This is a genomic window from Suttonella sp. R2A3 (assembly GCF_021513215.1).
In the GTDB taxonomy this organism is placed as follows: domain Bacteria; phylum Pseudomonadota; class Gammaproteobacteria; order Cardiobacteriales; family Cardiobacteriaceae; genus JAHUUI01.
On sequence record NZ_CP090975.1, the window covers coordinates 1,433,295 to 1,457,713 of the forward strand.

The window sequence follows — 24,419 nt, forward strand, 5'->3', positions numbered from 1 at the left end:
GTTGTTAATAGCCCATACGGGTGCTGAGTACGGCAGGATCGATAATATCCCAACCGAAGACCATCTTAACCACGACGGGTAAGACGGTGCAGAACAGACCAAAAACAACCGTCCAAAGCACCAAACGCAGTGGTGAACTGCCTTTCTTGATGCGCCAGAGGATAAACATCGTCCAAAGCAGTGGCAATAATGCCGGCATGATCGGATCGATCAAGCTGCCTTGCAAGGTGTAAACAAACGGCTCGTCTGCGCCTTTAACTTCGCGCACCAACTGCAAGCCAGAGTCTAACTTAACATAGCTGGCGGTCATCGCCCCAATCACGGTTAACCCGACAATTGACGCGGCGTGCGCGAGTTTACGCGTTTGGTCTTTTAAGGTTTTAATCGCTGATACGCCCATTTTGTAGCCGTATGACGCCAAACCAAAGCGGATACCGAAATGCACTAGGTTAAATAAAACGAGGAAGAAAATTGGCCCTAACCAAGAACCATTCAACGAGAACGATGCGCCAACCCCGCCACAAATCGATAGCAAGGTTAACCAAAACACCGCATCGCCGATACCGCCGCCTGGACCCATAGTCGAGACTTTGATCGCGCGAATGGTATCAATGCGCTCTTTAGCTTCTTCCATCGCCAGCACCAAGCCAGAGATAAAGGTGACCAGGAATGGGTGCGTGTTGAAGAATTCCAAATGCATGCCCATTGATTTTTTCAGGTCATTTTCGTTTTTATGGATCTTACGCAGAGCTGGCATGATGGTATAAAGCCAGCCATTAGCCTGCATACGTTCGTAGTTAAACGAAGCTTGTAAGAACAACGAGCGCCACGCCATGCGACGAATATCTTTAGGCGTGATGACTTGTGGGGTTTGCTGATCTTCGTAAACGTCGTTATTGATCATATCTTGCTGTTGTGTAGTCATTAGATGCCCTCCTCTTCTTCGACGACGGTATTATTAGCAGTGGCTTTTTCTGGCGCACTGTCGCGCAGATAGTATTCGATCAGCGCAAAGACCAACCCGACCAAAGCAATCGCTAACAACGGCTGCTGGAAATAAGCAGCGAGCAGGAAGCCTAGCAAATAGTAGGCGATGTATTGGCGCTGCAGCATGATGTTGAGCAAAATACCAAAACCAATCGCCGGCATTAAACTACCAGCCACTTGCAGGCCGTCAGTGATCCATTTAGGAATCAAGGTGACTAACTGTTTCGCGGCATCAGCACCAAAATAAATCACCGAAAAAGCGATGACTGAATAAAACACAAAGAGAATCGTCATGCCGAGGTAGTTCAAATTGGCGATCCCGGCAAAATTGAGGTTTTTCACATAGCGATCGGCCACACTCATCAGCGGCGAGTATGCTGTGAATAGGAAGGTGATACAAATTTGCACAAAAATCGCGAATGGTACGGCAACGAGAATTGCTTGTTCAGCGGTCTGTCCGGTAACGATCGCAAACGCTGTCCCGATAATTCCGCCGAGCACCACGTTTGGTGGTTGTGCGCCAGCAAGCGGCACCAAGCCCATCCACATCAATTCAAATGTTGCACCGGCGATCAGCCCTTTTTCTGGGTCGCCTAAGATGAGGCCGACAATCGGGCCGGCGATAATCGGGCGGTGAATGTGCGTGAGCACGTTAAATAAATCGATCCCGGCGATCCCTGCAAAAATGGCGACGCCTAAGGCTTGCCATAAGGTGACATCTGCTAAGGTTTCCATGATTACTCCTGGTTGATTAAAGAAAGGATAGGGGTTTTCTTGTCATCAGGCGTACCTTGTGCTGTGCAATGAACGCCTTTTTCTTCCAATGCGCGGAAACAACGAATGTCATCTTCGCTCACAGAAATAACTTTCGTGACCTGTTTTTTGCCTTCGGCATAATGCAGGTTGCCCACGTTAATTGCTGGAATCGGCACACCGCCTTCAACTAATTGCAATGCCGCTTGTGGGGTGCGAACCACCATAAAAATCTTTTGTCGATCAGCCGCTTTATGAATGACGTCGATCGTTTTTTGCAGGGTGAAATAACGCGATTCTGCGCTCCCTGAAATCGCCATGTCCATTAAAGATTGCTGTGTTTCGTCAGCAGCGAGTAAGTCATCAGCGACCAACACTAAATTAGCGCCTAACCAATTCGTCCAAGTCATGCCGACTTGTCCGTGGATCAGACGGTTGTCTATACGGGTGAGTAAAATATTGGGCATAGCGACTCCTGGGTTAGATGTGATAGGGGTAAAGGGTTACGCCTTGTACGACGCGATTAACCTGTCCACTCGGACAAGGGTTATCTGGGGAAATACCAAGCGCGATTGAGCGGCGCAGACCAAGTAGCTGCGCGTATTGCACGCCTAACACCGCCAATCCATCATCAGCGGCCTGATTGATTGCCTGAGGGTGGGTGAGGGCTGCAACGCGAGGATGCTCACGCAGCGCAGGGTAGCGGGTGAAAAATGCTTCACTCGCGATCACGACAACTTTAGCCGCCTGCTGATCTTCAGCGAGCTCATGAATAATATCGGCATCAAACTGCTGCGTGTACGCATCATTGCTGGCAAATACCGTGACAACTGTATCTTGATTGATCAATGATTTAGGCCCATGGCGCACGCCCAAAGACGTTTCCGCCATCGTTGGGATCTCGCCAGCGGTCATCTCAAGAATCTTCAGTGCAGACTCTTTGGCTGCGCCATATAGTGTGTTGCTGCCGAGGAAAATCAAACGTTTTGCTTGGGTGAGGGCATCAAAAGCAGGGCTGTCGTAGCCGGTCTTGTTGATCGCGTCGCTGACATCGGCTAGTGCGGCAATGTCGGCCAACGGTTGTCCGCAGGCTTTACGGCAACATTGCGTGGTATAAAGCGTCATTGTTGAAAAGCTTGAAGTCATGACAAAACTTTCGTCATGTGTTTCTGGTGGCATCAACAGGCTGTAAGCACGCGTATCTTTCGCCAGTTTGCCGTTAGGATTGCAGGTAACCGCTACAGGCTGCATATCTGGCGCGATCTGAGCGATTTTCTCGATGCTGTCTAAGCTTTCTGGTGAGTTGCCTGAGCGTGCGAAGGCAAAAAACAGCCCATGTGCATCGTGAGGCAGGCAAGCACTAGGCCGACTGACGAGATCTGTGCTCGCTATTGAGTGACAGTGCGCTGGTGAGAATGTGCTCACTTCAGCCGCAGCGATATCGCCAACATACGCTGATGTGCCAGCGCCGCTAAAGCCAATCAACGCATTCGCGTCAGTCAGCACGCCGGCAAGCTGGCTAATCGCAGCCTCATCGCGTTCTAAAAGGGCGGTAATTTTGCGCCACTGTGTGCCTTGTCCGGCGATTTCTCGTGCGGTGGCCGTTGCGCCTTTTTCGGCAAAATAGGTTGCATCATAAGCGCCGATCATAAGGCCTCCGTAATCGCTTGATAGTAAGGGTTGAGCGCTAAACGAATGTGTTGGATGATCAACTGCTCAGCATTAGGGTTTAGCCCTTGTTCATGACAAGCCTCTAGTGCTTGTCCCAAATATTGATGTAAGACGCCATAAGGCAAAGGCTGTTCGTTGAATGCTTCAACCAGCCGCGCCAACTCAGCTTGAATCGCGTCATTTGGCCAGTAATAGCGCGCGCGATCAGACAAACTATAGCGGCGCAGTAGTGCCAGCTCATGCTTATTACCGTGGTAGTACTTTTGCCAACGACTAGGCTCGGCGCACATCACCGCCTCTAACACCGCCTCAACGTCGACCCTAGCTTCAGGGCGAAATTCGCGCAACGCGCGGCTAAGCGCAAAAACAGCCTCACGGTAAGCAAAGGTGAGTGCCGGGCCGACCTTTAAAATCGCAAAATGATCGCGTACTAGCGCTTTGAATGCGCTCGGGGTTTGATAATCGGTGGAATGCGCTTCAAATAACGCATGGTCAAACTCATCAGCCAAGGCGACCAATTCCTGGGCAGCCTCTGGCTGATAGGCGATGACTTGATGGTGATCAAATTCCACACCGGGTTGAACGACCAAACCGACCACGCGCGACCAAACCGCCTCTAAGCCGTGTTCGGCAAAAATGTCTTGATGCACACGGTACGTCTGACGTGCATCATCAGCGCTGCTTGGCGTGAGTATATCAAGATCTTCTTGCGCACCACCGGGCACAGGCACTTCTGTGCCAATAATATAGACAATCTTCCCAGCGTAAGGGCTGTCTTTGCTCGCTTCTTCAGCCGCCACACACAGGCGCGCAGCGCGTTTGGCAACCGTAACATCATCCAGCGGCACAGGATCATCCGCACAGCTCATGCTGCAATCGAGGTGGATTTTCGCAAAGCCGGCTTGCGCGTATTGACGGATCAGCTCTTCAGCTAAATCCATCGCCTCGTCTGCTGGTTTATCTTGCCAGGCATTGGGACCGAGATGGTCGCCGCCGAATACAAGCCGTTCTTCGCTGACACCTTCATTCAGCATGGCATCACGCGTTTGCGTGATAAATTCGCTCGGAGTTAGGCCGGTGTAGCCACCAAATTGATCGACTTGGTTGGAGGTTGATTCAATCAACAACAACGCATCATAGGCTTTAGCGCTGGCAGCCGCTGCGCGTAAGACCATCGGGTGCGCACTGCACACCGAGACCACACCGCCTTTGCCGCTGCGTTTGTGTTCGCCAATAATGGATTGAAGTTTGTTTTCGCACACAGTGTTAATCCTCTTTATTCGTTGAATCGGCAATCATGACCTGTACATGATGTTCTTCGCAAAGCTCCAAAAAGGGCTTAGGAATCTCTTGATCAGTGATAATGCCGTTGATTTGGCTGAGAGAGAGCACATGACGGAATGCGCGCTGTCCGAATTTGCGCACATCGGCCAGCAAATACACTTCCTCAGCATGTTCAGCCATTAATTCAGTTAGCCGGGCGTTGAGTTCGTTGCCGCTTGTGAGCGCGGCATCGGCGTCAATCCCGTCAATCCCGATAAAAGCTTTAGAAAAATGGTAGGTTTTTAGGTTGGCGTGCGCCATGGTGCCACCAAACGCCATAATGTCTTTACGCAGCTCGCCGCCTAGGGCATACAGTTTGGTGTGTTGGTGCAAACTCAGCGCACCAAGGGCTGCGAGGCTGTTCGCCATCACATTAATCGGCAGATCAGGCAGGGCACGTGCCATTTCTAGCGTGGTTGTGCCGGCACCAATAATAATGGCGCCTTCTTTGCCATCGACTAAATGATGGGCGGCGTAATGCCCGATGCGTTCTTTGGCGCTTTGAATATTCGGCGTGTCTTCGCTGTCTTGTTCGGCGGTGAAAAACCGCTGACGCAGCACAGCACCGCCAGATTTTCGCTTGGCGAGCCCTAAGGTTTGTAGGTAATCAAGATCACGATAAATCGTCATCAAAGAGACGCTAAACTCTTCAGCGAGCGCTGCCGAAGACACGCTACCCTCATCCAGTAAACGTCTTTGGATGAGTTCGCGTCGACTCACAGAGGTTAGATGCGCCATGTTGAAAAATGTGGAAATAAAAATATAGTTGTTATTATATGTTAATTTATGTGTGAAATACAAATAAATCCACACACCAATTGACACAATTGGTTTTGCTTATCAATTTTGTGTTACGTTCATAAAGTCGCGTAAAATAAGTCACTTAGGTGACTAAAAGACACACTATGATTGGTAAAAGAGGCTTTTGACGAACAAACGTTTGATGATTATAATAAACCCTGCTTATTTTTGAGGTGCGTTATGACCATCGAACCCTTAACCATTGATGCCGGCGATGGGTTATTTTTAGCGGCTACACTGTTTCGCCCCGATACTCAGGCAAAAACGGCGCTGATGATCGCGCCAGCCACTGGCATCAAGCGCACGTTCTATCAAGCGATCGCTACCTGGCTGGCCGAAGTGGGCTATGGGGTGATCACCTTTGATAACCATGGCATCGGTGAGTCATTATCTGGTCGTCTGAAGGGTTGTCCGGCAAGTTTAGAGAGCTGGGGCAGGCAAGACATGAGTGCTGTTTTTCGCGCGCTGAAACAGCAGTTTCCTGATTGTGCGTACCATCTGATTGGTCATAGCGCGGGTGGGCAATTGCTCGGCTTGATGGAAGGTGCGCAGGCGTTGAATTCGGCGTTTTTGGTCGCGAGTTCATCAGGCTGCTTAAAAAACATGGACCAGCCATTCAAAGCCAAAGCGCATTTCTTTATGAATGGCTTTATTCCGCTGAGCAACGCGATTTTTGGCTACACCCAATCATCCTGGGTTGGCATGGGTGAGCCGCTGCCTAAAGCCGTAGCTGCGCAGTGGGCGACATGGTGCAACGGTCGTGGATATGTCGAAACCGCGTTTGATAAAACGGTATTCGAGCACAGCTATCACACGCTGAACCTGCCGATACAATGGATTTATCTCAGCGATGATGAGATTGCTTGTGAGGCGAATGTGTTTGATATGCAGCGTGTGTTTAGCGCCGCCGAGCATACCACAACACGTCTTGAGCCTAAGGATTATGGTGTTTCCCATATCGGGCATATGCGTTTTTTCAGCCGTAAAAGTCGCGACACGCTTTGGCCACTGCTCACCGAGTGGCTTGAAAAGCATATTTAGAGCGCTTAATCGTTATTCGGGCGGTATTTAGGCCGCAGACGAATGTATAGCGTACGCGTCACCTCGGCAACCACTGTTCCTTTGCGATCAACAATCTGTCCGTGAATGATCGGTTCGTATTTTTCGCCACTCTCTGTGGCCGCGCACGCTTCTTCGATAAACGCTTCGCTGATCTTCGCCTCAAAAAAGACCGGGCCATGCCCAGGGGCGATATATTCAACCGTCGCCGCGCGATCCCAAATGTAATAGCGCTGCCAACCGAGCACGCCGAGCATTAAAGTCGCATAAACCGGGTCGGTCATTGAGAACAAGCTGCCGCCGTATTGGCTGCCGTTGATGTTGCGCGTAAAGGGCGATGAGCGCAAACGCACACGAGCGTAGGTAAACTCGCGATTGATCGCCTCCACCCAAATCCCAGTGAACAAAAAAGGCGGCCAAAAATTAAACACCCAACGCAGCACGTTAGGATGACGAAACAACCAAGCTTTCATTATCAGACAATCGTTTGAATCAATCGCGCATTATAGCGTGAACGAACGCTAAATCAGTAAAACATGCCTGTATAAATGTCCATACTGCGTAATAACGCCTAAAATAATCTCTGACTTGTTGTTACACTGCTTTGATTATCGCGGTGAATAAATTTTTGATAAAAGGATAAACCTTATGTGGGATCAACGATTTAGTGGTGATGAGTACGTCTATGGACGTGAACCGAATGATTTTCTAAAAGCTGAGTATGCACACATTCCTAAAGGTGGTCGTGTGCTTTGTTTGGCCGAAGGTGAGGGCAGAAATGCTGTATTTCTCGCCAAACTTGGCTATCAAGTCACTGGGGTGGATCAATCTTCGGTTGGCTTAAACAAGGCGCAAAAATTAGCCGCAGAAAACGGCGTAACCATTATCACCAAAATTTCCGATCTCGCCGATTATGATTTGGGCGATAACGCCTGGGACGGCATTGTTTCGATCTTTGCTCATGTACCGCCCAAGGTGCGTCAAGACCTGCATCAACGCGCGATTCGTGGATTAAAAAAAGACGGGGTGTTTTTATTAGAGGCCTACACCGAGCGCCAATTAACCATGAGCGGCGTTGGTGGGCCACCGGCTGAGAATAAGGACTACTTAATGTCGCTAGCTGACCTAAAAGAAGAGCTAAAAGATTTAGAATTTATCATCGGCGCAGAAGTTGAGCGCACAATCAACGAAGGGACTAATCATTATGGCGAAAGCGCCGTGGTGCAGGTGGTTGCACGCAAAGACTAAACTGTATTCAGTGTTTTAATTGATAGTGTATATAATATAAAAACCCTAAGATTTCCGATGAAAAATATTTTGGTGTCTGTCCAAATTAATCTATCGATAAAAATTGAAACCAGCAAGGCTTGGTGTTATAAATAATTGTTAACAAGTGAATTATAGGGATGTTGTAGTGTGTGCCTATGAATGGTTTGTTATTTGTCTAGATCACTGTGAGGAACTTTATGACGTTTCAAAGCTCAGAGATATTTATTATAGATGGAAAGAAAATAGGTGTAGATGCTGGTTTATGCCCTGAGTTGCCTAAAAATCATCCCCGAATTTTATATTCCGCAAAATACGGAGTTGCTTCATTTTGCTGGCGAGAATATATTGGGACTTGGGAGATAAAAAATGGGGGGTTATACCTTGTTGATCTTGGGGGCAACTACACTCTAAAAGACGGAGAGCCTATATTGGCTGAATGGTACACAGGCGAAATGGTCATTGAGGAACAAAAAGAAAATAGTATAGATTATTTTTTAGACTGCTTTGAGCCGTTAGACGAACCCCGGCCGAGAATCGTCATTAATAAAGGGAAAGTTGTTGATATTTCAATGGTAGCAAACCGCCCAATTTATCCTATTCCTGATGCTGATGAAATTAAAAATTTTGTGAAAAGATGTGGGATTTCATCGTTGATCCACTTTACAACATTCGATAATGTGGATGGGATCATAAATCATGGAATCCTTGGGAAGAAAACTATAGCAAAGAGAGGGCTGTATTCAGTATCTAATGACCCACATCGTTATGATGGTGTGGCTGATGCTGTGTGTACTTCTATATCGTTCCCTAACTATAAAATGTTCTTTAAGCTTCAAAAAAATAATCGAGAGAAGGATTGGGCAGTGCTAAAGCTTGATCCTAGGATCTTATGGGAAATTCCTTGTGCATTTTGTGTCACTAATGCGGCATCAAGTAAAGTAAATAAAATACCTATCGAAGAAAGAAAGAGCTTTAATTCATTTGCTGCGATGTTTGAGGATAGGCCACCAAATATTAAACGTAGTGACTTGGGTATTCCTGATAACTATCCTACTGATCCACAAGCTGAAGTTCTTATTTTAGAACCGGTTAGCCCAAATTACATTTTAGATATCTTTGTAAAAGAAGAAGGTAAAATTCATAATAAAGAAAGTATACGAAGCTGGCAAACTATAGAGGATTTGCCTGGTTTACATCATTTTAAAATCCGACACGACGAGTCACTTTTTAAGTACAGGAAAGACTTCGAATATTGGAGAAATGATCAAATATCGGACGATAACATGCCCGACTTTTAAGTATAGAGAAGACTTCGAATATTGGGGAGATGATCGAACATCGAACGGTGAAATAACTTCGACTTTTATAACATAATCAACACATAGAAATATATTATGGCCAGCAGACCAATTTTTATACCGCAAGCATCAGGAAATTTGCTAGTAAGTACAGAATACGTGGATTTTGAATGGAGTCCAGGGATGGCTGTGAGTCAAAAGCAAAAATCTATTTTATCACTGCATGATGCAGCTATGCGCCTAAATATTTGTACAAAGCCACTTGAAATATCGAGTAAATCTAAGAACGATCTCGGTGTAAATTTAAGTGCGTTCAACTTAAAAGGAACAACAAAAAAGCGAGAAAAAGCATTCACGGTAGAGTCATTATTTCAATCTAGCAAAGTATTTGAGGAAGGGGGACCGTATCGTGATCTTTTAAATGCAAGTTCAAGAATAGCAAAAAAAGATAAACGTTTACAGGAATCGGGAAGACTTATTGAATTCGATCTGTTTAATGAAAAGTGGCCTCTTGAACCAAAAACAGCATTTTATGACTGGATTTACATTAATACCTTGGCAAAAAATGAGGACCTTGTAGAGCAGTTAGAACAATATGACGCCTTTACAGATATAGAATTTAACCCCAAAAAATCTATAAACTGTCAAGCCTACTCGGTTGCACTTTTCAGGGCATTAACGATGCGTAATTTAATAAGTGATGTTCTCGGTGACAGTAAGGCATATTTTGATATTCTTAAAAAATGGCCAGTAAGTAATGCAATTGAAAATACACAGAAACAACCTGGACTACTATAAGTCTAATAGACGTTGTGAGTATAGTACATAGGAATCATCAAATGAGGAGTCGACGATGTCAGAACAATGGTTAGATAGTTTAATAACCGATGGTCCACAGCAAGGCTATGAATTAGCCATCAAATTAGCGCGAATGGGCGTGAAATACACCCAACCTTCAGCAGAAATTCGCGACAAACTAAGACCAGGTTATGGCGAAGATGCAGACAGCTTAATATGGTCTTCTTAAGTCATCGCCATTAATTTCCAAACCGTTGCGGCAGCCAATAACTACTGGCGCGATTAATAACAAAATAAGATGAGCAACCCAGTACACAGACGCTGGGTTCTTTTTGGTTAGGCTTGCTCTAACGGATGCTAGGTAAAAGTGCACTCACATAAACATCTGAAGGGCGAGAAAACACGTCTACTGCCAGCGGCCGATGCCCTTAAATTTATCGACAAAAGCGGCGATTTTCTCGAACACACTTTGTTTTTTGGTTAAATACTCAGGATCAAGCGGGCCCATTTTTGGCAAGATTTTATTCAGCGCGGTGCCGTTTTCGCTGGCATAGCCTTTTTTCAGCGACGCTGAAATATAGCGCTTAGCTGCGTCATCATTTAAATCATTCTCTTGCACTAAGGCTTGCGCCTCATCATTCAGCTCGCCTTGGGCAAAGGTGTAAAACGCATCAATCACACTCGCAGCATCTTCTAGCGCATCAAGCTCGGTTTGGTTGATAAAAGCCATCACCAAATCTTCTTTCGCGCGGTTGTCTAAGCTGGCGCGGATAATGCGCCGCACTTCGTCTTTTAAATCATCCTTGGTTTTGAGCGCTTTGTTATGCTCGAAAATCAGCTCAAGGATATAGTCTAAGTTGATTTCTTGTGATTTCAGCAAATCCACTTCAAACACCACATCATCCCAATCCAGGCTAGATTGGCCTTCAGCCTCATTCGCTTTTTGCTGACGCTGCCAATCGCGGATGTCGTTATAGCTAGAGCGATAATCCTGCAGCGCACGCTCAGAAAGCACCGGAATAACCTTCAGCTTCTCAAGGTCTTCATCTTCCAAATAATGCTCGTTTTTAAAAGCCTCCACTGCGTTTGCATCGTCTAAATCAACGCGTTGCAGCGCGCGCAAGCTGGTAAATTCATCGTAGTTCTGTAAGATATTTTCAATGCGCAAATACTCACCAAACAGCTTGGCATACGCTTTTTTGTCTTTTTCTCTCTCAATCTCGCTCGGATCAGGGAATCGGCTTGTCAGCTCTGTGACCACCTCGGTATAGCCACGCTTGGCTTGTCCAGTCGCGATATCGGTAAAGCCCTTGATGTATTCTTCAAAGCGCTTTTCTAACACCACATTTCGCGTATTGCTCTCGCCAAACAAAGTGATCGCGTCAACGGTCGCTTGTTCAAGATCCCTAAAGGTGATGATATTGCCAAAGCTCTTGGTCGCATCATAAATGCGGTTGGTGCGCGAATACGCCTGAATCAAGCCGTGATAGCGCAGATTTTTATCGACAAACAAGGTATTTAGCTGCGGCGCATCAAAGCCAGTTAAGAACATCCCGACCACAATCAGCAAATCAATATCTTGGTTTTTAACCTTTTTCGCCAGATCGCGGTAATAATTCTGAAAACCTTTGCTATCAACGCTATAGCTTGTGCCGAACATCTCGTTGTAATCATTAATCGCTTTGCTTAAGAACTCTTTATTCGAGCTATTGAGCGCAGAAACCTCAAAGCCTTCATCGGGTATATCGCCGATCGCATCTTGCGTTTCATTCGCGGCAAAAGAAAAGATGGTCGCGATTTTCAGCGGCTTATCGCTATCTTGTTGCAGCCTATGTAGCGTTTCATAATACAGCTTCGCCGCCTCAACGCTGCTCACAGCAAACATCGCGTTAAACCCTTTCGCACCAGGGTTTAAACGGTGCGTTTTTTGGCGGAATTTCGCTAATACATACTGCGAGACTTCCTCAATCCGCTTAGGATGAAGCAGTGCTTTTTTGTTTTCAGCCGCGCTTAATTTTTCAACATTCTGCTCTTGCTCAAATTGCTTAAACTGCGGTCGCACATCGTTATAATCCACCTTAAACCGCAGCACCTTATCATCACGGATCGCATCGGTGATCACATAGCTATGCAGCTGTTCACCAAACACCGAGGCTGTGCTTTCGCTACCTAAGGCATTTTCAGGGAAAATCGGCGTGCCGGTAAAGCCAAATTGGTAGAATTGTTTAAACTTCTGCTTTAAATTCTTCTGCGCCTCGCCAAACTGACTGCGATGGCATTCATCAAAAATAAACACCACCTGCTGATCATACACCGGCAGGCTTTTTTCGCTTTTCATCAAATTATTGAGCTTTTGGATGGTGGTGACAATAATCTTATTATCATCTTTCATCAGATTCGCTTTCAGCCCAGCGGTGCTGTCTGAACCATTCACGCTATCGGGCGAAAAGCGCTGATATTCTTTCATCGTTTGGTAGTCGAGATCTTTGCGATCGACCACAAAAAACACCTTATCAATAAACTCCAGCTCGGTGGCAAGCCTTGCTGCTTTGAAGCTGGTGAGCGTTTTGCCGCTGCCTGTGGTGTGCCAAATATAGCCGCTGCCTTCATTCGTGCGCCATTTTTTCGCCTCGTACGCACTTTTGATTTTCCACAAAATGCGCTCAGTAGCGGCAATTTGATACGGCCGCATCACCAAAAGCGTATCGCTCACATCAAACACCGTATATTGAAACAGCACATTGAGCAGGGTGTTTTTCTGGAAAAACGTCGCGGTAAAATCTTTTAAATCGACAATTAGCTTATTGTCCGATTTCGCCCAATTCATGGTGAAATCAAAGCTGTGTTTATCGCGTTTGGTGGTGTTGGCGAAATAGCGACTGTCTGTGCCGTTTGAGATCACAAACACCTGCAGGAATTTATACAACGAATTCTCGCTATTAAAGCTCTCTTTACTGTAGCGGTGAATCTGATTAAACGCCTCACGAATCGCCACGCCGCGTTTTTTCAGCTCAATCTGCACCAAAGGCAGGCCGTTGACCAAGATCGTCACATCATAGCGGTTAGCGTAGCTGCCGGTTTGCTCAAACTGCTTGATCACTTGCAGCTTATTGCGCACCAGGCTCTTTTTATCGAACAGATAAATGTTTTGAATTCGCCCATTATCAAACACAAAATCATGAATATAGTTATCATGCACTTTGCGCGTTTTCTCAACGATACCATCGCTGGGATGGTCTAAATACTCAACCACAAAGCGCTGCCATTCGCTGTTGCTAAAGCGTACTTTATTCAGCGCTTCAAGCTGCACGCGCACATTAGCAAGCATCTCTTGTGGGGTTTTGATGTTTGCCTGTTCATAGCCTTGATGCTGCAAATCCGCGATAAACTCGCGCTCAAGCTGATCCTCGTTTTGATACGTTTCTTGCGCCTGCCAATCGCGCTCGTAGCGATCGAGAATAATAAACTGATTACTTTCCGCGATGGTTTTGTAGCTATACATAGGTCTGTATCACTCATCTTCTTTTAGTAAAATAAAATGTTCTATGAGCCGAATCATTAATGTTTTTTGTTTGGGCAAGCTTTCAGCAACCAATAGCGCAAGCGCAACCAATGTGTTGTCATTAATAAGCTGCTCAACTGGCTTGGCTAAAAACTGCCGATTTAACTGTAGATACCATAAAAATAAAAAAGCACCGCTGCGTTTGTTGCCATCAGAAAGTGGATGATTCTTTATCACAAGATACAGCAAATGTGCCGCTCGACTTGCTATATTGGGATAGAATAATTCGCCAGCAAAACCTTGCTCTATGCTTGCCATGGCGGAGGCTAAACCATCACCACGCACATGCCCAAACAGTTCAGAAGCTTCACCTTTAGCCATTAAGTCTTTTTTTAACTTGGCAATAGCAGCCAAAGCATCATTATAAGAAATGGCGCACATGCTTGTGTGTTGGGTGTTATTGTCAGATAAACTTTGCTCGTCATAGCGCTGTAACAAACTCCAACTGCGTGCATACTCGCTAATAACCGACAGCACCACCGCACCATCGTTACTGACCAGCTCTTGGTTAGCTAAAGTCTGCCTGAGTAAGTTAACAATTTGTTCAAACTCGATCCCTTGCTCTTTTAAGCGATGCTGATTGAGCGTATAACCCTCAACCAAATGCTGCTTCAAAATGCGTGTTGCCCATTGACGAAATTGCACGCCCAAAGCCGACTTTACTCGGTAGCCGACCGATATAATCACATCTAGATTATAGTGCTGCGTTTGATAGGTTTTACCATCATCAGCAGTACGTGCAAATTTTGCACATACTGCATGACGCTCTAGCTCACCTTCCTTAAAGACATTATTGATATGCTTGGTAATCACCGAGCGTTCACGACCAAACAGTTCGCACAGTTGGTCTTGTGCCAGCCACACCGTATCATCATTAAAGGCAACTTTTAGCTCAACCTGGTTATCGTCACTGGTAAAAATCTCAACCTGCTCAACATGGGTTTTTAGAGTGCTCATCCTATGCCTTTGCTTCTTCAGGTTTTGGGAAGCTCAACAGCGCATCGAGGTAGTATTCGTATTGCTTTTGCCGCAGCTCGATCTCTCGCGGTAAACCTTCATTTTGGTAAGCGTATTTCGCGTTCAATTGCCTCATATGCTTAGCTAAAGTGATCGCAATTTTAGTTTCGACTATCGCTATTGCAGTATCTGCCATAGTGCTACTCCATGTTATGCCAAAAACTATACGTTTCTAACAAGTGCTGCAGCAAAAAGTTAACTATTTGTTGTTCTGGAGCACTTGGCGAAGCTGGTGTTTCGCTGGGTAATGTAGAGTGACTTGTAAATTGGATGATGCGATTGTAGTAATTATTTTTATCATCTGGCAATAGCTCAGACCACTTCGGATATCCCAAAAAACTCGCAGTTTTTTCATACAAATTGCGCAACAATATAAAATGATATCTTTCTATTTCGTTGTCTGAAATTGCTTTTTTAAGTATTTTAATTAAATGTAAATGATAAGAAAAACTTTTGTTTGAATCACCATATTTTGTATTAAGTTCATATGTACCATTTGCATGACGCTCTAACAAATAGCACCCTTCTTTTTTCCCTTTTTTATTTAGCTCCAGCTCTTTATAGAGTACATTGTAGAATAGTGGATTATGTGTTGTGATTAAAAATTTTAACCTAGATTGAGATGAATTAATCACTTCTGACAGATTAAATGCAAGCTCGATCAAATGGTTTTGGTCGAGCGAACTCACAGGGTCATCAATAAAAATATGCTCCAGATGGTCAAACTGACTTGTCCCCCTTTCATCTTCTTTATTTAACACACTAATAACTTCACTTAGTAGCGTATAAAAAAAGCTCCAAATAAAATTACTTTCTTCACCCCTAGAGATTTTTAGGTCGTCAGATGTCTCATCATCACCATGTTGCAGTGTAAAGGTTACCTCTGAAAAATCATCATTGAAGCGTGGCGTTAAATTCTTATCGACATATTTCTGAAAATTATTAACAACTTCTTGATCTAGCCCTTGATCTTTGAGCATCCATTGCGTAAAAATATTGCGATGAATTTTTAGCAGAGGTGAAGCCGAGTCATTATCCCAATAAAATAAATCCTCCGTAAGCGCGTTGTAATACAGTATGTTACGATACCCCAACTCATTATTATTAGACTCCAATGACCTAGACGCAACAAGTTCTGTGTATTCACGCGATAACCGTGTTTTACCTGTGCCGTTAAAAGCATAGATAAGCTGTACTTTTTTGTCTGAGTTTCTTAGTTGCTGTGCAATTTCCTTTAGTGTGCTGCTCATTTTACGTCTCTATTTTCTCAGGTTCAGGGAAGTTCAATAACGCATCACGGTAGTATTCGTATTGCTTTTGCCGCAGCTCGATTTCTCGCGGTAAACCTTCGCTGATGGAGTTTGTGAGGGTGTCGAAATTGTCTAGGATGGAAATAATACGTTGTTGCTCAGAAATGGAAGGAACTGGAAAGCGGTATTCCATTATTTTGGGTTTGTTTCCACGAGGCATTTTTGCACCTTTAGCGTGGCGCATGTTGTACGCAAAAAACTTATCATCAGCTAAGACTTGGTACAGATAGCTTGGAATAATGGATGGATCTTTGGCGCGAACAGCGAGCACATCACCATTTGTACCGCCTTCACGATCTGCTTGCCATATTTTCTTTAAATAAGGTCTGATATTCCCTATCAAAATATCCTCGGTATTGTATTTAGTTAAATTACCATTAGTAGGAACGTGTTCAGATGGTTTTTTGCCAGCTCGATTTTGTAGAAGACTATCAACGCTTACATAGTTAGATTCATTAAGTTTTTCAAAGTTAATGCGGTCTTTTGAGTATTTAGCTACTTCCCCCAAAGTTTTCCACTCGACCTCATCATCTTCAAAGGTAAGTAATTTATCACGGTAGTAGTTGTATTGTTTTTCGCGTGCGCTAAGCTCATTGGTAAGCTCATTGGTAAGCTCATTGGTAAGCTCGGTAAAGGTATCCAAAATCCGCACAATTTCTTCTTGGACAGCAAGCGGTGGGATGGGGATTTCAAATTTTTTAAAGCCATTCATATCCACTGAGGCAAAGCTAGATTGTGTCGTATTCCTTTTGCACCATTCAGCAAGTTTAAAGCAGTAATAAAAAATAAATTTAATTACAAATTGTTCGCTGTATTTATTTTTTAAACTTAAATTTGTAAATCTTTGATTCGATAAATATGGCACTGTAACAAGCGCGTGAACACCTATAGTTGCAGAAGTAGCAATGATTATTGAATTTTCAGGGAACAGCTTTCCACCTTTAATGCCAGTTTCAGCAACCTTCTGAGTAGAGTCATTTAATATTTGGCCATTCTCTCTTATATCTTCCATTCTAAACCAAGGGATTGTGCCATTTTCCCAGTATTCTTTTTTCTTCTTAGATGGTGTATAGCCATTTTTTAAATTAAAAATTTCTTCAACGGGTTGCCATTCAACCTTAACACCCTCAAGTAGCCGATCTAAAAATCCTAAGGTCTGCATGCTCAACCCTCTATGCTGCTGCGATCAGCGGCCTCGATCTCGGCAACGATTGCGTCAATTTCGCTGCGCAGTCGGCTGATGTTGGTTACCGTTTCAGCAAGTTCGGCATTGAGTTCGGTGATGTTAATTTTTTCGCGGGTGTCTTTCGGCGCAACATAGGCGCTGACTGAGAGGTTGTAGTCGTTATCTCTAATCGTTTCAAGGCTGACCGATTGCGCGATATGATTAACGTCTTCTTTGTCGGTAAACAGCGCTAAGATGCGTGCGATATGGTCGTTGGTGAGAACGTTATTATTGGTTTCTTTTTTGAAAAAGTCTTCGCCGCTGGCGTCAATAAACAGGGTATCGCTGTCGGGTTTCTTTTTCGAGAGCACCAAGATATTTACCGCAATTGATGTGCCGAAAAAGAGATTCGGCGCGAGTGAGATCACGCTTTCAACGTGGTTATTTTCAATCAGGTATTCGCGGATCTTTTGCTCAGCGCCGCCGCGGTAAAAGATGCCGGGAAAGCAAACGATCGCCGCGCGTCCTTTAGCGGATAAGTAGTTCAGCGCGTGCAGCACAAAGGCAAAATCGGCTTTTGATTTGGGCGCTAATACGCCAGCTGGGGCAAAGCGCTCGTCATTAATCAACGTGGGGTCGTCGCTGCCGATCCATTTCACCGAATAAGGTGGATTGGAGACGATTGCATCAAAGGGCTTGTCAGCGGCAAAATGCGGGTTAAGCAAGGTGTTATCGAGCTGGATGTTGAATTTGTCGTAGTTGATGTTGTGCAAAAACATATTCATACGCGCGAGGTTATACGTGGTGTGGTTGATCTCTTGCCCAAAAAAGCCTTCTTCGATGATGTGGTGGTCAAAATGCTTTTTCGCTTGTAAGAGCAGCGAGCCTGAGCCGCAGGCTGGATCATAAATCTTATTGATCGATTCTTGGCCGTGCATCACAATCTGAGCGAGCAGTTTAGAGACATGCTGTGGGGTGAAGAATTCACCACCGGATTTGCCGGCGTTTGATGCGTAGTTTGAAATCAGAAATTCATACGCATCGCCAAAGAGATCAATCTCATTGGCTTCAAAATCGCCGAAATCAATGCCAGCGATGCCTTTGAGCACTGCGGCTAAGCGGGTGTTTTTGTCTTTGACTGTGTTGCCTAAGCGTCGGCTGGTGGTGTCGAAGTCGGCGAATAAGCCTTTGATGTCGGTTTCAGATGCGTAGCCGTTGGCTGAGTTTTCTATATCGGCAAAGATGTTGGCGAGGTCGGTGTTGAGGTTGTCGTTGGTATTCGCGCTCGCGGCAACGTTAGCAAAAAGCTGCGATGGGTAAATAAAATAGCCTTTGGTTTTGATCGCATCATCTTTGATCGCTTCCAGTCGGCTGTCATCGTCTTTTAGCTTGGCGTACATTGCCGCGTCTCCGCCGCCTATATAGGTGGCAAAATTCTCGCTGATATAACGATAAAAAAGCGTGCCGAGCACATATTGCTTAAAATCCCAGCCATCGACTGAACCACGAACGTCGTTGGCGATTTTCCATATTTGACGCTGCAGCGCGTCGCGTTGTTGGGTGCTGGTCATGGCGATCCTTTATTCGTTTTGCAGCTTAAGCTGATTATTCACGAGCGCTGTTTTTAAGCGCATTTTATTGCCCTAGAGTGTAGCATATCGGGCATCAATTAACGTCTTGAGATAGCAATCTTTTAAGCGCCTCATGGCAAAGACGGCGCAGTGGACTTTGCGCGCATTGCCTGCCAATATGTGAGGCTCAATAACTGATAAGATCGCGCGATGCTCATCAAACCCACACCAGATACATCAGAAGACGCTTTACTCCGGTTTGTGCATGATTGGGTGAAGCTATATGCGGCACAGCCGGGCGTTGTCACAGTTGGCTTTTAAGTTCTACGCCACATGTATGGCAGAATTTTGTATTAGCGCTTGTATTGATGATACGAGCGCTAATTTTTTAGTAAAAGATGGTGGTTTGATTGGGTTTTACACAGATCCAGTGCCAAACGTGCTCATTAACGTTTAATCTAGCTTCCGTCGAACAAAATCGTCCCACTCATTGATGGCATTTTGAGCTGCCTTTTTGTGGTTAGCGATAGCTTCTTGTTGCTCTTCGATAAAGCGATTAATGCAAGAGAGATAGTCTTCAACTTCTGAATTGAATCGATCTTCTTGCCATTGTGTATCAAATTGATAAGGTTTATTGGGCTCAAAGCATGTGTGGCTTGGCGTGACTATATGGGCGTGTGCTGGTAGCGCTGTTGTCATACCAAGAATGCCGATACTAAATAGTAGATTTTTAGAGAGCTGCATTATTTTTATTTCCTTTTTGCTTGAATGCTAAATTATAGCTTAATAAGTAATGAGTTAGACGATGAAAAAAAGGCAATCTGTACGACACAGCTGGGTGTAATCATATTTAGCGCTTAAGCGGCGTTATGTGTGTCTGTGTCGGATGATTGTTCGTTTTCGGGCTTGATGCGTCCGGTGAAAATCAGCAGTACATACGCGGCTAAGCCAAGGGCGGCGAGCGCAAATAGATAATGCAGGTTGGCGCTGATCGGTGCGTTCATTTGGTTAAAATGCACGCCGGCTTGAATCGCTGCGGTGCTTGGGGTCAGCCAACGCAAAATCAGCAGCGCGTCGGGCATGACTTCCAGCGGCCAGGAATAGCCGCTTAAAAAGAACAGTGGCAGCGAGCTGAAGGTGAGGATTTGCAGCGCGCGCTCGCGCACCTTAAACCATAAGCCGAGCAGGCAGCCGAGGGAGGCGACCGTTGGTGAGAATAGGGTAATCAGCAGCAGGTTGCCGAGCGGATTGCCGCCGTGAGCATAGCCTTGGACCATAAAGATCCAGCCGGTGTAAAACACCACCATAATCATATTAATGATTGATAGCGCAGCGATGCGTCCTGCCCAGCCTGAGGGCGTGGCGGTCACGCGGCGTTGCTCGGTGAGCGTACCGATAAAGAGCGCCGCACCAATCAGCAGCGTCTGCTGCAAAATCAGCCAGGACACCGCAGGCACAACATAATTGCCGTAGCCTTCATTGGGGTTGTAGCGCGGATTGATTATTAGCGGTACAGGATCGCGCAATACATTGGCTTGCGCTGTGCTCAAACCTTGGGCGGCAAAGCGCGTGAGCTCGATGCCGGCAGATACTGTGCCAGTCGCGCCAAGAATACCGGTGAGCGCTGATTTACCGAGCAATAAATATGCCGAATTCACGTTCACCTCAAGCGCTGCTGGGTTGCCGAGGGTAATCGCGCGGCTTAAACCACTTGGGATGACCACGTAGCCGTCAATCTCGCGCCGAACCAGCGCTTGATAGGCGCTGCGTTGGTCGTTAAGCGGTTGCAGCTCGGTGTATGGGCTCGCGTTGATAAAGCGCTGGATTTGTCGTGAAAGTGTGGATTTGTCTTGATCGACGATGCCGATTTGCGTTTCATAGATCAGCTGGGTGGAATACGGCCAAGGGTAATAAAAGCCGTAGAGGATGGGCGCTAAGATCAGCATCAAAATCATCGCCTTGTCGCGCGCGATCAGGCCTAAGGTGTGGATGAAACTGGCGCGGAAACCGTTACGGGTCATTAGCGGCCACCCCAGCGCTCAGGGTGCCCTAATGCGCGATAACACATCGCGATGCTGAGCAGCATCAACACAATACTGGCGATAATGAGCCCCGCTAAGATTGGCAAAACCGCTTGCCAGGGCGAGCCTTGCTCAAGCAGCATCACTTGAATATGTAAATAATGGGTGAGCGGTAGGGCGTTGGCGATGTTTTGCGCGCCTTCAGGCATCATTGGCAGAGGAAACGTCATGCCGCTAAAAGCGTACGCTGGCGCAGTAATCAGCGCCGCGCTCGATAGGCCCATGCGTAGTGAAATCGGGGTGGCTGCGAGCAGCACACCGAGCCACAGCGAGATGGAAATCAGCAGGTAGTAGGCGAGAAAACACAGCCACCACGCGATCGGGCTGATGGTGCTGTGTTCGCTAATCAGCGATAGGCTAAATGCACCCCAGATGGTGTAACCGATCATCGGCCAAAACAGCTTGCCGTGCAAGGCAAACATCATCCCGAGGTAGTCGTTATGCGGTTGATGTTTCGCTGAGCCAAGCGAGCCGTAATAGCGCGTGCGCAGGGTTTTGTCGCGCAGCTCACGGCCAAAACCATACGCACCGGCAACCGTGGCGAGAATATGCAGCAGTGCAGGGATTAAGGTGGCGGCGATGAAGGATTGGTAGTTGGTAGTGGGGTTAAACGCCATCTGACTATCGCTGGTCAGCGGCATAATCGCCGGCATGAGGTTTTGTGGCGGCATGCCTTGTGCGGTGATGAGCTGCTGTTGCACACCGGCAGAAAAGGTGGTGACCACTTGGCGTACATCGCGCTGGATGACGCCAGAATAGGTGCCGTATTGGGCGTTAATATCGGCAAGCACTGGTGAGGCCTTACCTTCGATGATGTTGCGTGAAAAATCGTGCGGGATGGTGATGATCGCGTACACGTCTGTGCTTTGCATCGCCTGCTCGGCTTCACGGGCATCGCTCGCTGACAGCGCGATATGCATGCCGGGGGCGGCATCGAGCATCCGCGTGAGCTCGCGTGAAGCGCTGCTATGGTCCTGATCGAGCACAGCGATGGGTAATTTATGGGTGAGCCCTGCTGAGAACGTCCACCAAAGCAGGGCGACCACCAGCAGCGGCAGCCATAAAACCATCGCTTGATCCCAGCTGTTACGCTCGAATGAGCGCCATTCTAAGATCGCGCTGCGGAAAAATGTATTCAAGGGGTATCCGGCAGATTAACCAGCACACTCATACCCGGGCGCATATCTTTGATTGGCTCAAGCGGACGCGCTTTAACGGTAAAGGTGCGCATATCATAGCCTTCGCTGTTGCGCGTGGGGCGCCAGATCGCATAATCCGGCATGACGGCGCTGGTGTACACGCGAAAACGCACTTTACGGTTCTCTAACGCTGGGATCTCGCCGTTAAATTCGCTATCCAAGGCGAAGTGGCGAATATAATCTTCGCGAATATTGAGCACCAGATATTGATCGCTGAGATCAACCACGCTCACAATCGGCACGCCTTGAGCAACGATCTCACCCACATCAGGGATCACTTCGCTAATCTCGCCGGCAACTGGACTACGCAGCCGGCTTTCATCGCGTGCAACTTCTGCTTGTGCGACTTGTGCGGCGATTGATGCGGCTTGCGCTTCAGCGGCAGCGATATCTTCGCTGCGTGCACCTTCGCGCGCCATGTCGTACTGCGCTTGTGCGGCGTCACGTTGCTCGAGGGCGTTGCGGTATTGTGCGTAGGTTTCGTCGCGTTTTTGCTTGCTGATCAGTCCTTCATCGGCCAAGGCGCTCACCCGAGCCCATGATTGCTCGGCAAAGGTCGCGCCGGCTTGAGCGCGATCGAGTTGTGCTTTAGCCATCGCGATTTCCTGCGGTCGTGCACCGCTTTTTGCTTTATCAACTAACGCTTGTGCCGCGTCATAGCCAGCTTGCGCTTGGGCGACTTTGGCATCAATCTCTGGCGCGTCTAAGCGCATGATCGGTGTGCCGACTTCGACTTGATCGCCTTCGCGCACTAACAGTTCGCCAATGCGCCCCGGAACTTTAGCGCCAACGCGCGTTTCTTTGGCTTCAAGCTGACCCTGAAAGACCACAGGCTGCGGTTGTGTAGCGACGGTGTAGCCATAAATGGTTGCAATAATCAGCCCGGTGAGCAGGGTGAATGCGAGTATTTTTTTAATCATAGAGCGCCTCATCAATGCGCACATCGGCACGCAGTTGATAGTCAATAAAGGTTTCAGGAATGCCTGCGCTATCAAGCAAATCGGCTAAGGCGAGCAAATAATCATAGGCAGACTGTGCGCGCTCGGTGCGCACTTTCGCAAGGTTGGTCTCACTGTCAATCGCATCTTGTGCGGTAGCGAGTCCTTCAGCGAACCCACGGCTCGCTAGTCGTGCTTGCTCACGCGCCAGTGGCAGTTGTGCAGAATGCGCGGCAAAGCGTGCGAGTGCATCTTCGACCGCGAGATAATGCTTTTTCACCAATAGACGAATATCGGATTGCGCTTGCGCACGCACCGCACTGATTTGCTGTTGCTGTATATCCGCGGCTTCGATCATTTTTTGCCGATCAATACCGCTCCACAAGGTATAGCGCATATTAACCCCGACCATCCAATCGGCGTCGTGTGCGCGGATGTCGTGTCGCCCGAGTACGCTGATTGACGGCTTAAACGCCCCTTCGGAAAAATCTTTCATCGCGCTGACTTGATGCTCTTTGGCGTCAATTTTCGCAAAGCCCGGGAAATGGCTGATTGCTTGGTCTTGGAAGAATTGCAGCGGTGGTAGTGGGGTGCGGTCGACAAAAATCGCGTTGGCCGGCTGAATGTCGGGCTGATTCACTAAGGCTGCTAAGCCGGCTTCTGTCAGCGCGACGCGGTTTCTCGCCTGCTCAACCTCCATTTGTGCGTCGCTAAGCGCTGCTTGAGCTTCCAGGCGCTCTTTGCGCGCGATCATGCCTTGGTCGTAAAAACGCTGCGCCATGTGGTCGTGTCCGGCGATGGTGCGCTTGGCTTGTTCGCGTACGCGCAGCGCCATTTTCGCCAGTTGCAAGCCAAAATAGCGCTCAATTAAGGTGCGCTGCAGCCCTTGTTCCACGCTGGCAAGGTTACTTTGCGCTTCTTCTGCGCGCGCGCCAACTAAGTCTTGCATCGCTTCTAAACGGCCACCGCTATAGACTGGCCACACCGCGCTTAATGCAGCGTTGGTGTAGGTGTCTTCGCGTTGCAGGTCGATCGGGTTGGGTAGCAGGTTGCCCGCTTGTGAAAAATCCGGCAACGATAAGCCCGGGATTGGTGGCAGTTGCCCTAAGAATTGATCAACTTGTCCGCCAAGCGCGTTGATGCGGTTTTGCACATCGCTGGTGTCTAAATCGGCATTCACACGATAGCGCGCGGCAGTGGCGCTGACAAAAACCCACGGTTTGTTGATGCCATCGAGTGCTTCACTTTGTAGTGTTTTCGCAGCCACATCAGCTTGTGCGGCTTGCAGCGATGGTGATTGCTGGGTGGTTTGTGCGAGCGCATCGGCAAAGGTTAGCGTGGTTAATCGTGGCGTGGGCGCGAGGGTGGAACGACTAACAGGTGCTGCGCTGCTCACAAACGCCTCTGCGGTCTCTCCCGCAGGCGGTGCGTAATCCAAGCTGCCCCAGTCAGCCAATGCAGCAAGTGGTAACAACGTGCTGAAAAAAACAAGGGTGCGAAACGACATGATACGAATAAATAACAAACAATCGTTTATTTTAACAAATAAAGCGACTTAGGGCAGTGACAGATGGTTAAACGAGCGCAACGGGCGCTCGAAGTTAGCGATTAAAGTGC

The 24,419-nt window shown here is 47.1% G+C and carries 22 protein-coding genes and 1 pseudogene; 5 read left to right on the forward strand and 18 right to left on the reverse strand.

Annotation, left to right across the window (positions count from 1 at the left end):
* Window positions 1-4 precede the first annotated feature (4 nt).
* From L0B52_RS06860 to L0B52_RS06885, 6 genes are read right to left on the reverse strand one after another with little or no spacing between them, the layout of a single operon-like run.
* Window positions 5-925: a PTS system mannose/fructose/sorbose family transporter subunit IID gene (locus L0B52_RS06860; protein WP_235063989.1), complete on the reverse strand. Its 921-nt coding sequence runs from the start codon at window positions 923-925 to the stop codon at window positions 5-7.
* Complete coding sequence (gene agaW / locus L0B52_RS06865) at window positions 925-1,722, reverse strand: PTS N-acetylgalactosamine transporter subunit IIC (RefSeq protein WP_235063990.1); 798 nt, start codon at window positions 1,720-1,722, stop codon at window positions 925-927. Before agaW ends, L0B52_RS06860 begins: the two co-directional genes overlap by 1 nt.
* A 2-nt stretch (window positions 1,723-1,724) precedes the next feature.
* Window positions 1,725-2,207: a PTS N-acetylgalactosamine transporter subunit IIB gene (gene agaV / locus L0B52_RS06870; RefSeq protein WP_235063991.1), complete on the reverse strand. Its 483-nt coding sequence runs from the start codon at window positions 2,205-2,207 to the stop codon at window positions 1,725-1,727.
* Window positions 2,208-2,220: 13 nt separating this feature from the next.
* Window positions 2,221-3,390, reverse strand: a complete 1,170-nt coding sequence (locus L0B52_RS06875) for an SIS domain-containing protein (protein ID WP_235063992.1) — start codon at window positions 3,388-3,390, stop codon at window positions 2,221-2,223.
* Entirely contained in the window at window positions 3,387-4,673 is a 1,287-nt protein-coding gene (locus tag L0B52_RS06880; RefSeq protein WP_235063993.1) for a class II D-tagatose-bisphosphate aldolase, non-catalytic subunit, read from the reverse strand. Before L0B52_RS06880 ends, L0B52_RS06875 begins: the two co-directional genes overlap by 4 nt.
* Window positions 4,674-4,677: 4 nt before the next feature.
* Window positions 4,678-5,454, reverse strand: a complete 777-nt coding sequence (locus tag L0B52_RS06885) for a DeoR/GlpR family DNA-binding transcription regulator (protein WP_235063994.1) — start codon at window positions 5,452-5,454, stop codon at window positions 4,678-4,680.
* Between the two features lie 261 nt (window positions 5,455-5,715).
* Here L0B52_RS06885 and L0B52_RS06890 point away from each other — a divergent pair, with 261 nt between their 5' ends.
* Window positions 5,716-6,576 carry an alpha/beta fold hydrolase gene (locus tag L0B52_RS06890; RefSeq protein WP_235063995.1) on the forward strand — a complete coding sequence of 287 codons (861 nt, stop codon included), beginning with the start codon at window positions 5,716-5,718 and terminating at the stop codon, window positions 6,574-6,576.
* A 5-nt stretch (window positions 6,577-6,581) separates the two neighbouring features.
* On the opposite strand, the gene L0B52_RS06895 is transcribed toward L0B52_RS06890, so the two are convergent.
* A complete protein-coding gene (locus tag L0B52_RS06895; protein WP_235063996.1) occupies window positions 6,582-7,067 on the reverse strand; it encodes a DUF4442 domain-containing protein in 486 nt (161 codons plus the stop codon).
* 175 nt (window positions 7,068-7,242) lie between these two features.
* Here L0B52_RS06895 and L0B52_RS06900 point away from each other — a divergent pair, with 175 nt between their 5' ends.
* The 4 genes from L0B52_RS06900 to L0B52_RS06915 all read left to right on the forward strand — a co-directional run bounded on the left by L0B52_RS06900 (window position 7,243) and on the right by L0B52_RS06915 (window position 10,188).
* On the forward strand, window positions 7,243-7,842 hold the full coding sequence (locus L0B52_RS06900; protein ID WP_235063997.1) for a class I SAM-dependent methyltransferase: 600 nt from the start codon (window positions 7,243-7,245) through the stop codon (window positions 7,840-7,842).
* 218 nt (window positions 7,843-8,060) lie between these two features.
* On the forward strand, window positions 8,061-9,161 hold the full coding sequence (locus L0B52_RS06905; RefSeq protein WP_235063998.1) for a DarT ssDNA thymidine ADP-ribosyltransferase family protein: 1,101 nt from the start codon (window positions 8,061-8,063) through the stop codon (window positions 9,159-9,161).
* 96 nt (window positions 9,162-9,257) lie between these two features.
* Window positions 9,258-9,959: a DUF6977 family protein gene (locus L0B52_RS06910; RefSeq protein ID WP_235063999.1), complete on the forward strand. Its 702-nt coding sequence runs from the start codon at window positions 9,258-9,260 to the stop codon at window positions 9,957-9,959.
* 55 nt (window positions 9,960-10,014) lie between these two features.
* Window positions 10,015-10,188, forward strand: coding sequence for a hexameric tyrosine-coordinated heme protein (locus L0B52_RS06915; RefSeq protein WP_235064000.1), 174 nt, complete (start codon window positions 10,015-10,017; stop codon window positions 10,186-10,188).
* A gap of 177 nt (window positions 10,189-10,365) precedes the next feature.
* On the opposite strand, the gene L0B52_RS06920 is transcribed toward L0B52_RS06915, so the two are convergent.
* The 11 genes and pseudogenes from L0B52_RS06920 to L0B52_RS06970 form a co-directional block, all read right to left on the reverse strand.
* Window positions 10,366-13,461, reverse strand: a complete 3,096-nt coding sequence (locus L0B52_RS06920) for a type I restriction endonuclease subunit R (protein WP_235064001.1) — start codon at window positions 13,459-13,461, stop codon at window positions 10,366-10,368.
* 9 nt (window positions 13,462-13,470) lie between these two features.
* Window positions 13,471-14,478: a virulence protein RhuM/Fic/DOC family protein gene (rhuM, locus tag L0B52_RS06925; protein ID WP_235064002.1), complete on the reverse strand. Its 1,008-nt coding sequence runs from the start codon at window positions 14,476-14,478 to the stop codon at window positions 13,471-13,473.
* Window position 14,479: 1 nt separating this feature from the next.
* Window positions 14,480-14,581: pseudogene (locus tag L0B52_RS09710) on the reverse strand (restriction endonuclease subunit S); the annotation flags it as partial.
* 97 nt (window positions 14,582-14,678) lie between these two features.
* Window positions 14,679-15,788 carry an AAA family ATPase gene (locus L0B52_RS06935; RefSeq protein WP_235064004.1) on the reverse strand — a complete coding sequence of 370 codons (1,110 nt, stop codon included), beginning with the start codon at window positions 15,786-15,788 and terminating at the stop codon, window positions 14,679-14,681.
* 1 nt (window position 15,789) lies between these two features.
* Window positions 15,790-17,010, reverse strand: a complete 1,221-nt coding sequence (locus L0B52_RS06940) for a restriction endonuclease subunit S (protein ID WP_235064005.1) — start codon at window positions 17,008-17,010, stop codon at window positions 15,790-15,792.
* A 2-nt stretch (window positions 17,011-17,012) separates the two neighbouring features.
* On the reverse strand, window positions 17,013-18,584 hold the full coding sequence (locus L0B52_RS06945; RefSeq protein ID WP_235064006.1) for a type I restriction-modification system subunit M: 1,572 nt from the start codon (window positions 18,582-18,584) through the stop codon (window positions 17,013-17,015).
* 453 nt (window positions 18,585-19,037) lie between these two features.
* Window positions 19,038-19,328, reverse strand: coding sequence for a hypothetical protein (locus L0B52_RS06950; RefSeq protein ID WP_235064007.1), 291 nt, complete (start codon window positions 19,326-19,328; stop codon window positions 19,038-19,040).
* A gap of 113 nt (window positions 19,329-19,441) precedes the next feature.
* Window positions 19,442-20,605, reverse strand: coding sequence for an ABC transporter permease (locus L0B52_RS06955; protein ID WP_235064008.1), 1,164 nt, complete (start codon window positions 20,603-20,605; stop codon window positions 19,442-19,444).
* Window positions 20,605-21,804 (reverse strand): ABC transporter permease, encoded by a 1,200-nt coding sequence (locus L0B52_RS06960; protein WP_235064009.1) that lies wholly within the window; start codon window positions 21,802-21,804, stop codon window positions 20,605-20,607. Before L0B52_RS06960 ends, L0B52_RS06955 begins: the two co-directional genes overlap by 1 nt.
* Window positions 21,801-22,784: an HlyD family secretion protein gene (locus tag L0B52_RS06965; RefSeq protein WP_235064010.1), complete on the reverse strand. Its 984-nt coding sequence runs from the start codon at window positions 22,782-22,784 to the stop codon at window positions 21,801-21,803. The genes L0B52_RS06960 and L0B52_RS06965 overlap by 4 nt, the downstream gene beginning before the upstream one ends.
* Window positions 22,777-24,327 (reverse strand): TolC family protein, encoded by a 1,551-nt coding sequence (locus tag L0B52_RS06970; RefSeq protein ID WP_235064011.1) that lies wholly within the window; start codon window positions 24,325-24,327, stop codon window positions 22,777-22,779. The genes L0B52_RS06965 and L0B52_RS06970 overlap by 8 nt, the downstream gene beginning before the upstream one ends.
* Window positions 24,328-24,419 lie beyond the last annotated feature (92 nt).

Bases quoted from the DNA above. Each gene is read 5' to 3' on its own strand.
- L0B52_RS06965 (WP_235064010.1), bottom strand. From the start codon at position 22,784: ATGATTAAAAAAATACTCGCATTCACCCTGCTCACCGGGCTGATTATT.
- L0B52_RS06945 (WP_235064006.1), bottom strand. From the start codon at position 18,584: ATGACCAGCACCCAACAACGCGACGCGCTGCAGCGTCAAATATGGAAA.
- L0B52_RS06905 (WP_235063998.1), top strand. From the start codon at position 8,061: ATGACGTTTCAAAGCTCAGAGATATTTATTATAGATGGAAAGAAAATA.
- L0B52_RS06920 (WP_235064001.1), bottom strand. From the start codon at position 13,461: ATGTATAGCTACAAAACCATCGCGGAAAGTAATCAGTTTATTATTCTC.
- L0B52_RS06955 (WP_235064008.1), bottom strand. From the start codon at position 20,605: ATGACCCGTAACGGTTTCCGCGCCAGTTTCATCCACACCTTAGGCCTG.
- L0B52_RS06860 (WP_235063989.1), bottom strand. From the start codon at position 925: ATGACTACACAACAGCAAGATATGATCAATAACGACGTTTACGAAGAT.
- L0B52_RS06910 (WP_235063999.1), top strand. From the start codon at position 9,258: ATGGCCAGCAGACCAATTTTTATACCGCAAGCATCAGGAAATTTGCTA.
- L0B52_RS06890 (WP_235063995.1), top strand. From the start codon at position 5,716: ATGACCATCGAACCCTTAACCATTGATGCCGGCGATGGGTTATTTTTA.
- L0B52_RS06940 (WP_235064005.1), bottom strand. From the start codon at position 17,010: ATGCAGACCTTAGGATTTTTAGATCGGCTACTTGAGGGTGTTAAGGTT.
- agaW (WP_235063990.1), bottom strand. From the start codon at position 1,722: ATGGAAACCTTAGCAGATGTCACCTTATGGCAAGCCTTAGGCGTCGCC.
- L0B52_RS06950 (WP_235064007.1), bottom strand. From the start codon at position 19,328: ATGCAGCTCTCTAAAAATCTACTATTTAGTATCGGCATTCTTGGTATG.
- agaV (WP_235063991.1), bottom strand. From the start codon at position 2,207: ATGCCCAATATTTTACTCACCCGTATAGACAACCGTCTGATCCACGGA.
- rhuM (WP_235064002.1), bottom strand. From the start codon at position 14,478: ATGAGCACTCTAAAAACCCATGTTGAGCAGGTTGAGATTTTTACCAGT.
- L0B52_RS06875 (WP_235063992.1), bottom strand. From the start codon at position 3,390: ATGATCGGCGCTTATGATGCAACCTATTTTGCCGAAAAAGGCGCAACG.
- L0B52_RS06900 (WP_235063997.1), top strand. From the start codon at position 7,243: ATGTGGGATCAACGATTTAGTGGTGATGAGTACGTCTATGGACGTGAA.
- L0B52_RS06915 (WP_235064000.1), top strand. From the start codon at position 10,015: ATGTCAGAACAATGGTTAGATAGTTTAATAACCGATGGTCCACAGCAA.
- L0B52_RS06935 (WP_235064004.1), bottom strand. From the start codon at position 15,788: ATGAGCAGCACACTAAAGGAAATTGCACAGCAACTAAGAAACTCAGAC.
- L0B52_RS06895 (WP_235063996.1), bottom strand. From the start codon at position 7,067: ATGAAAGCTTGGTTGTTTCGTCATCCTAACGTGCTGCGTTGGGTGTTT.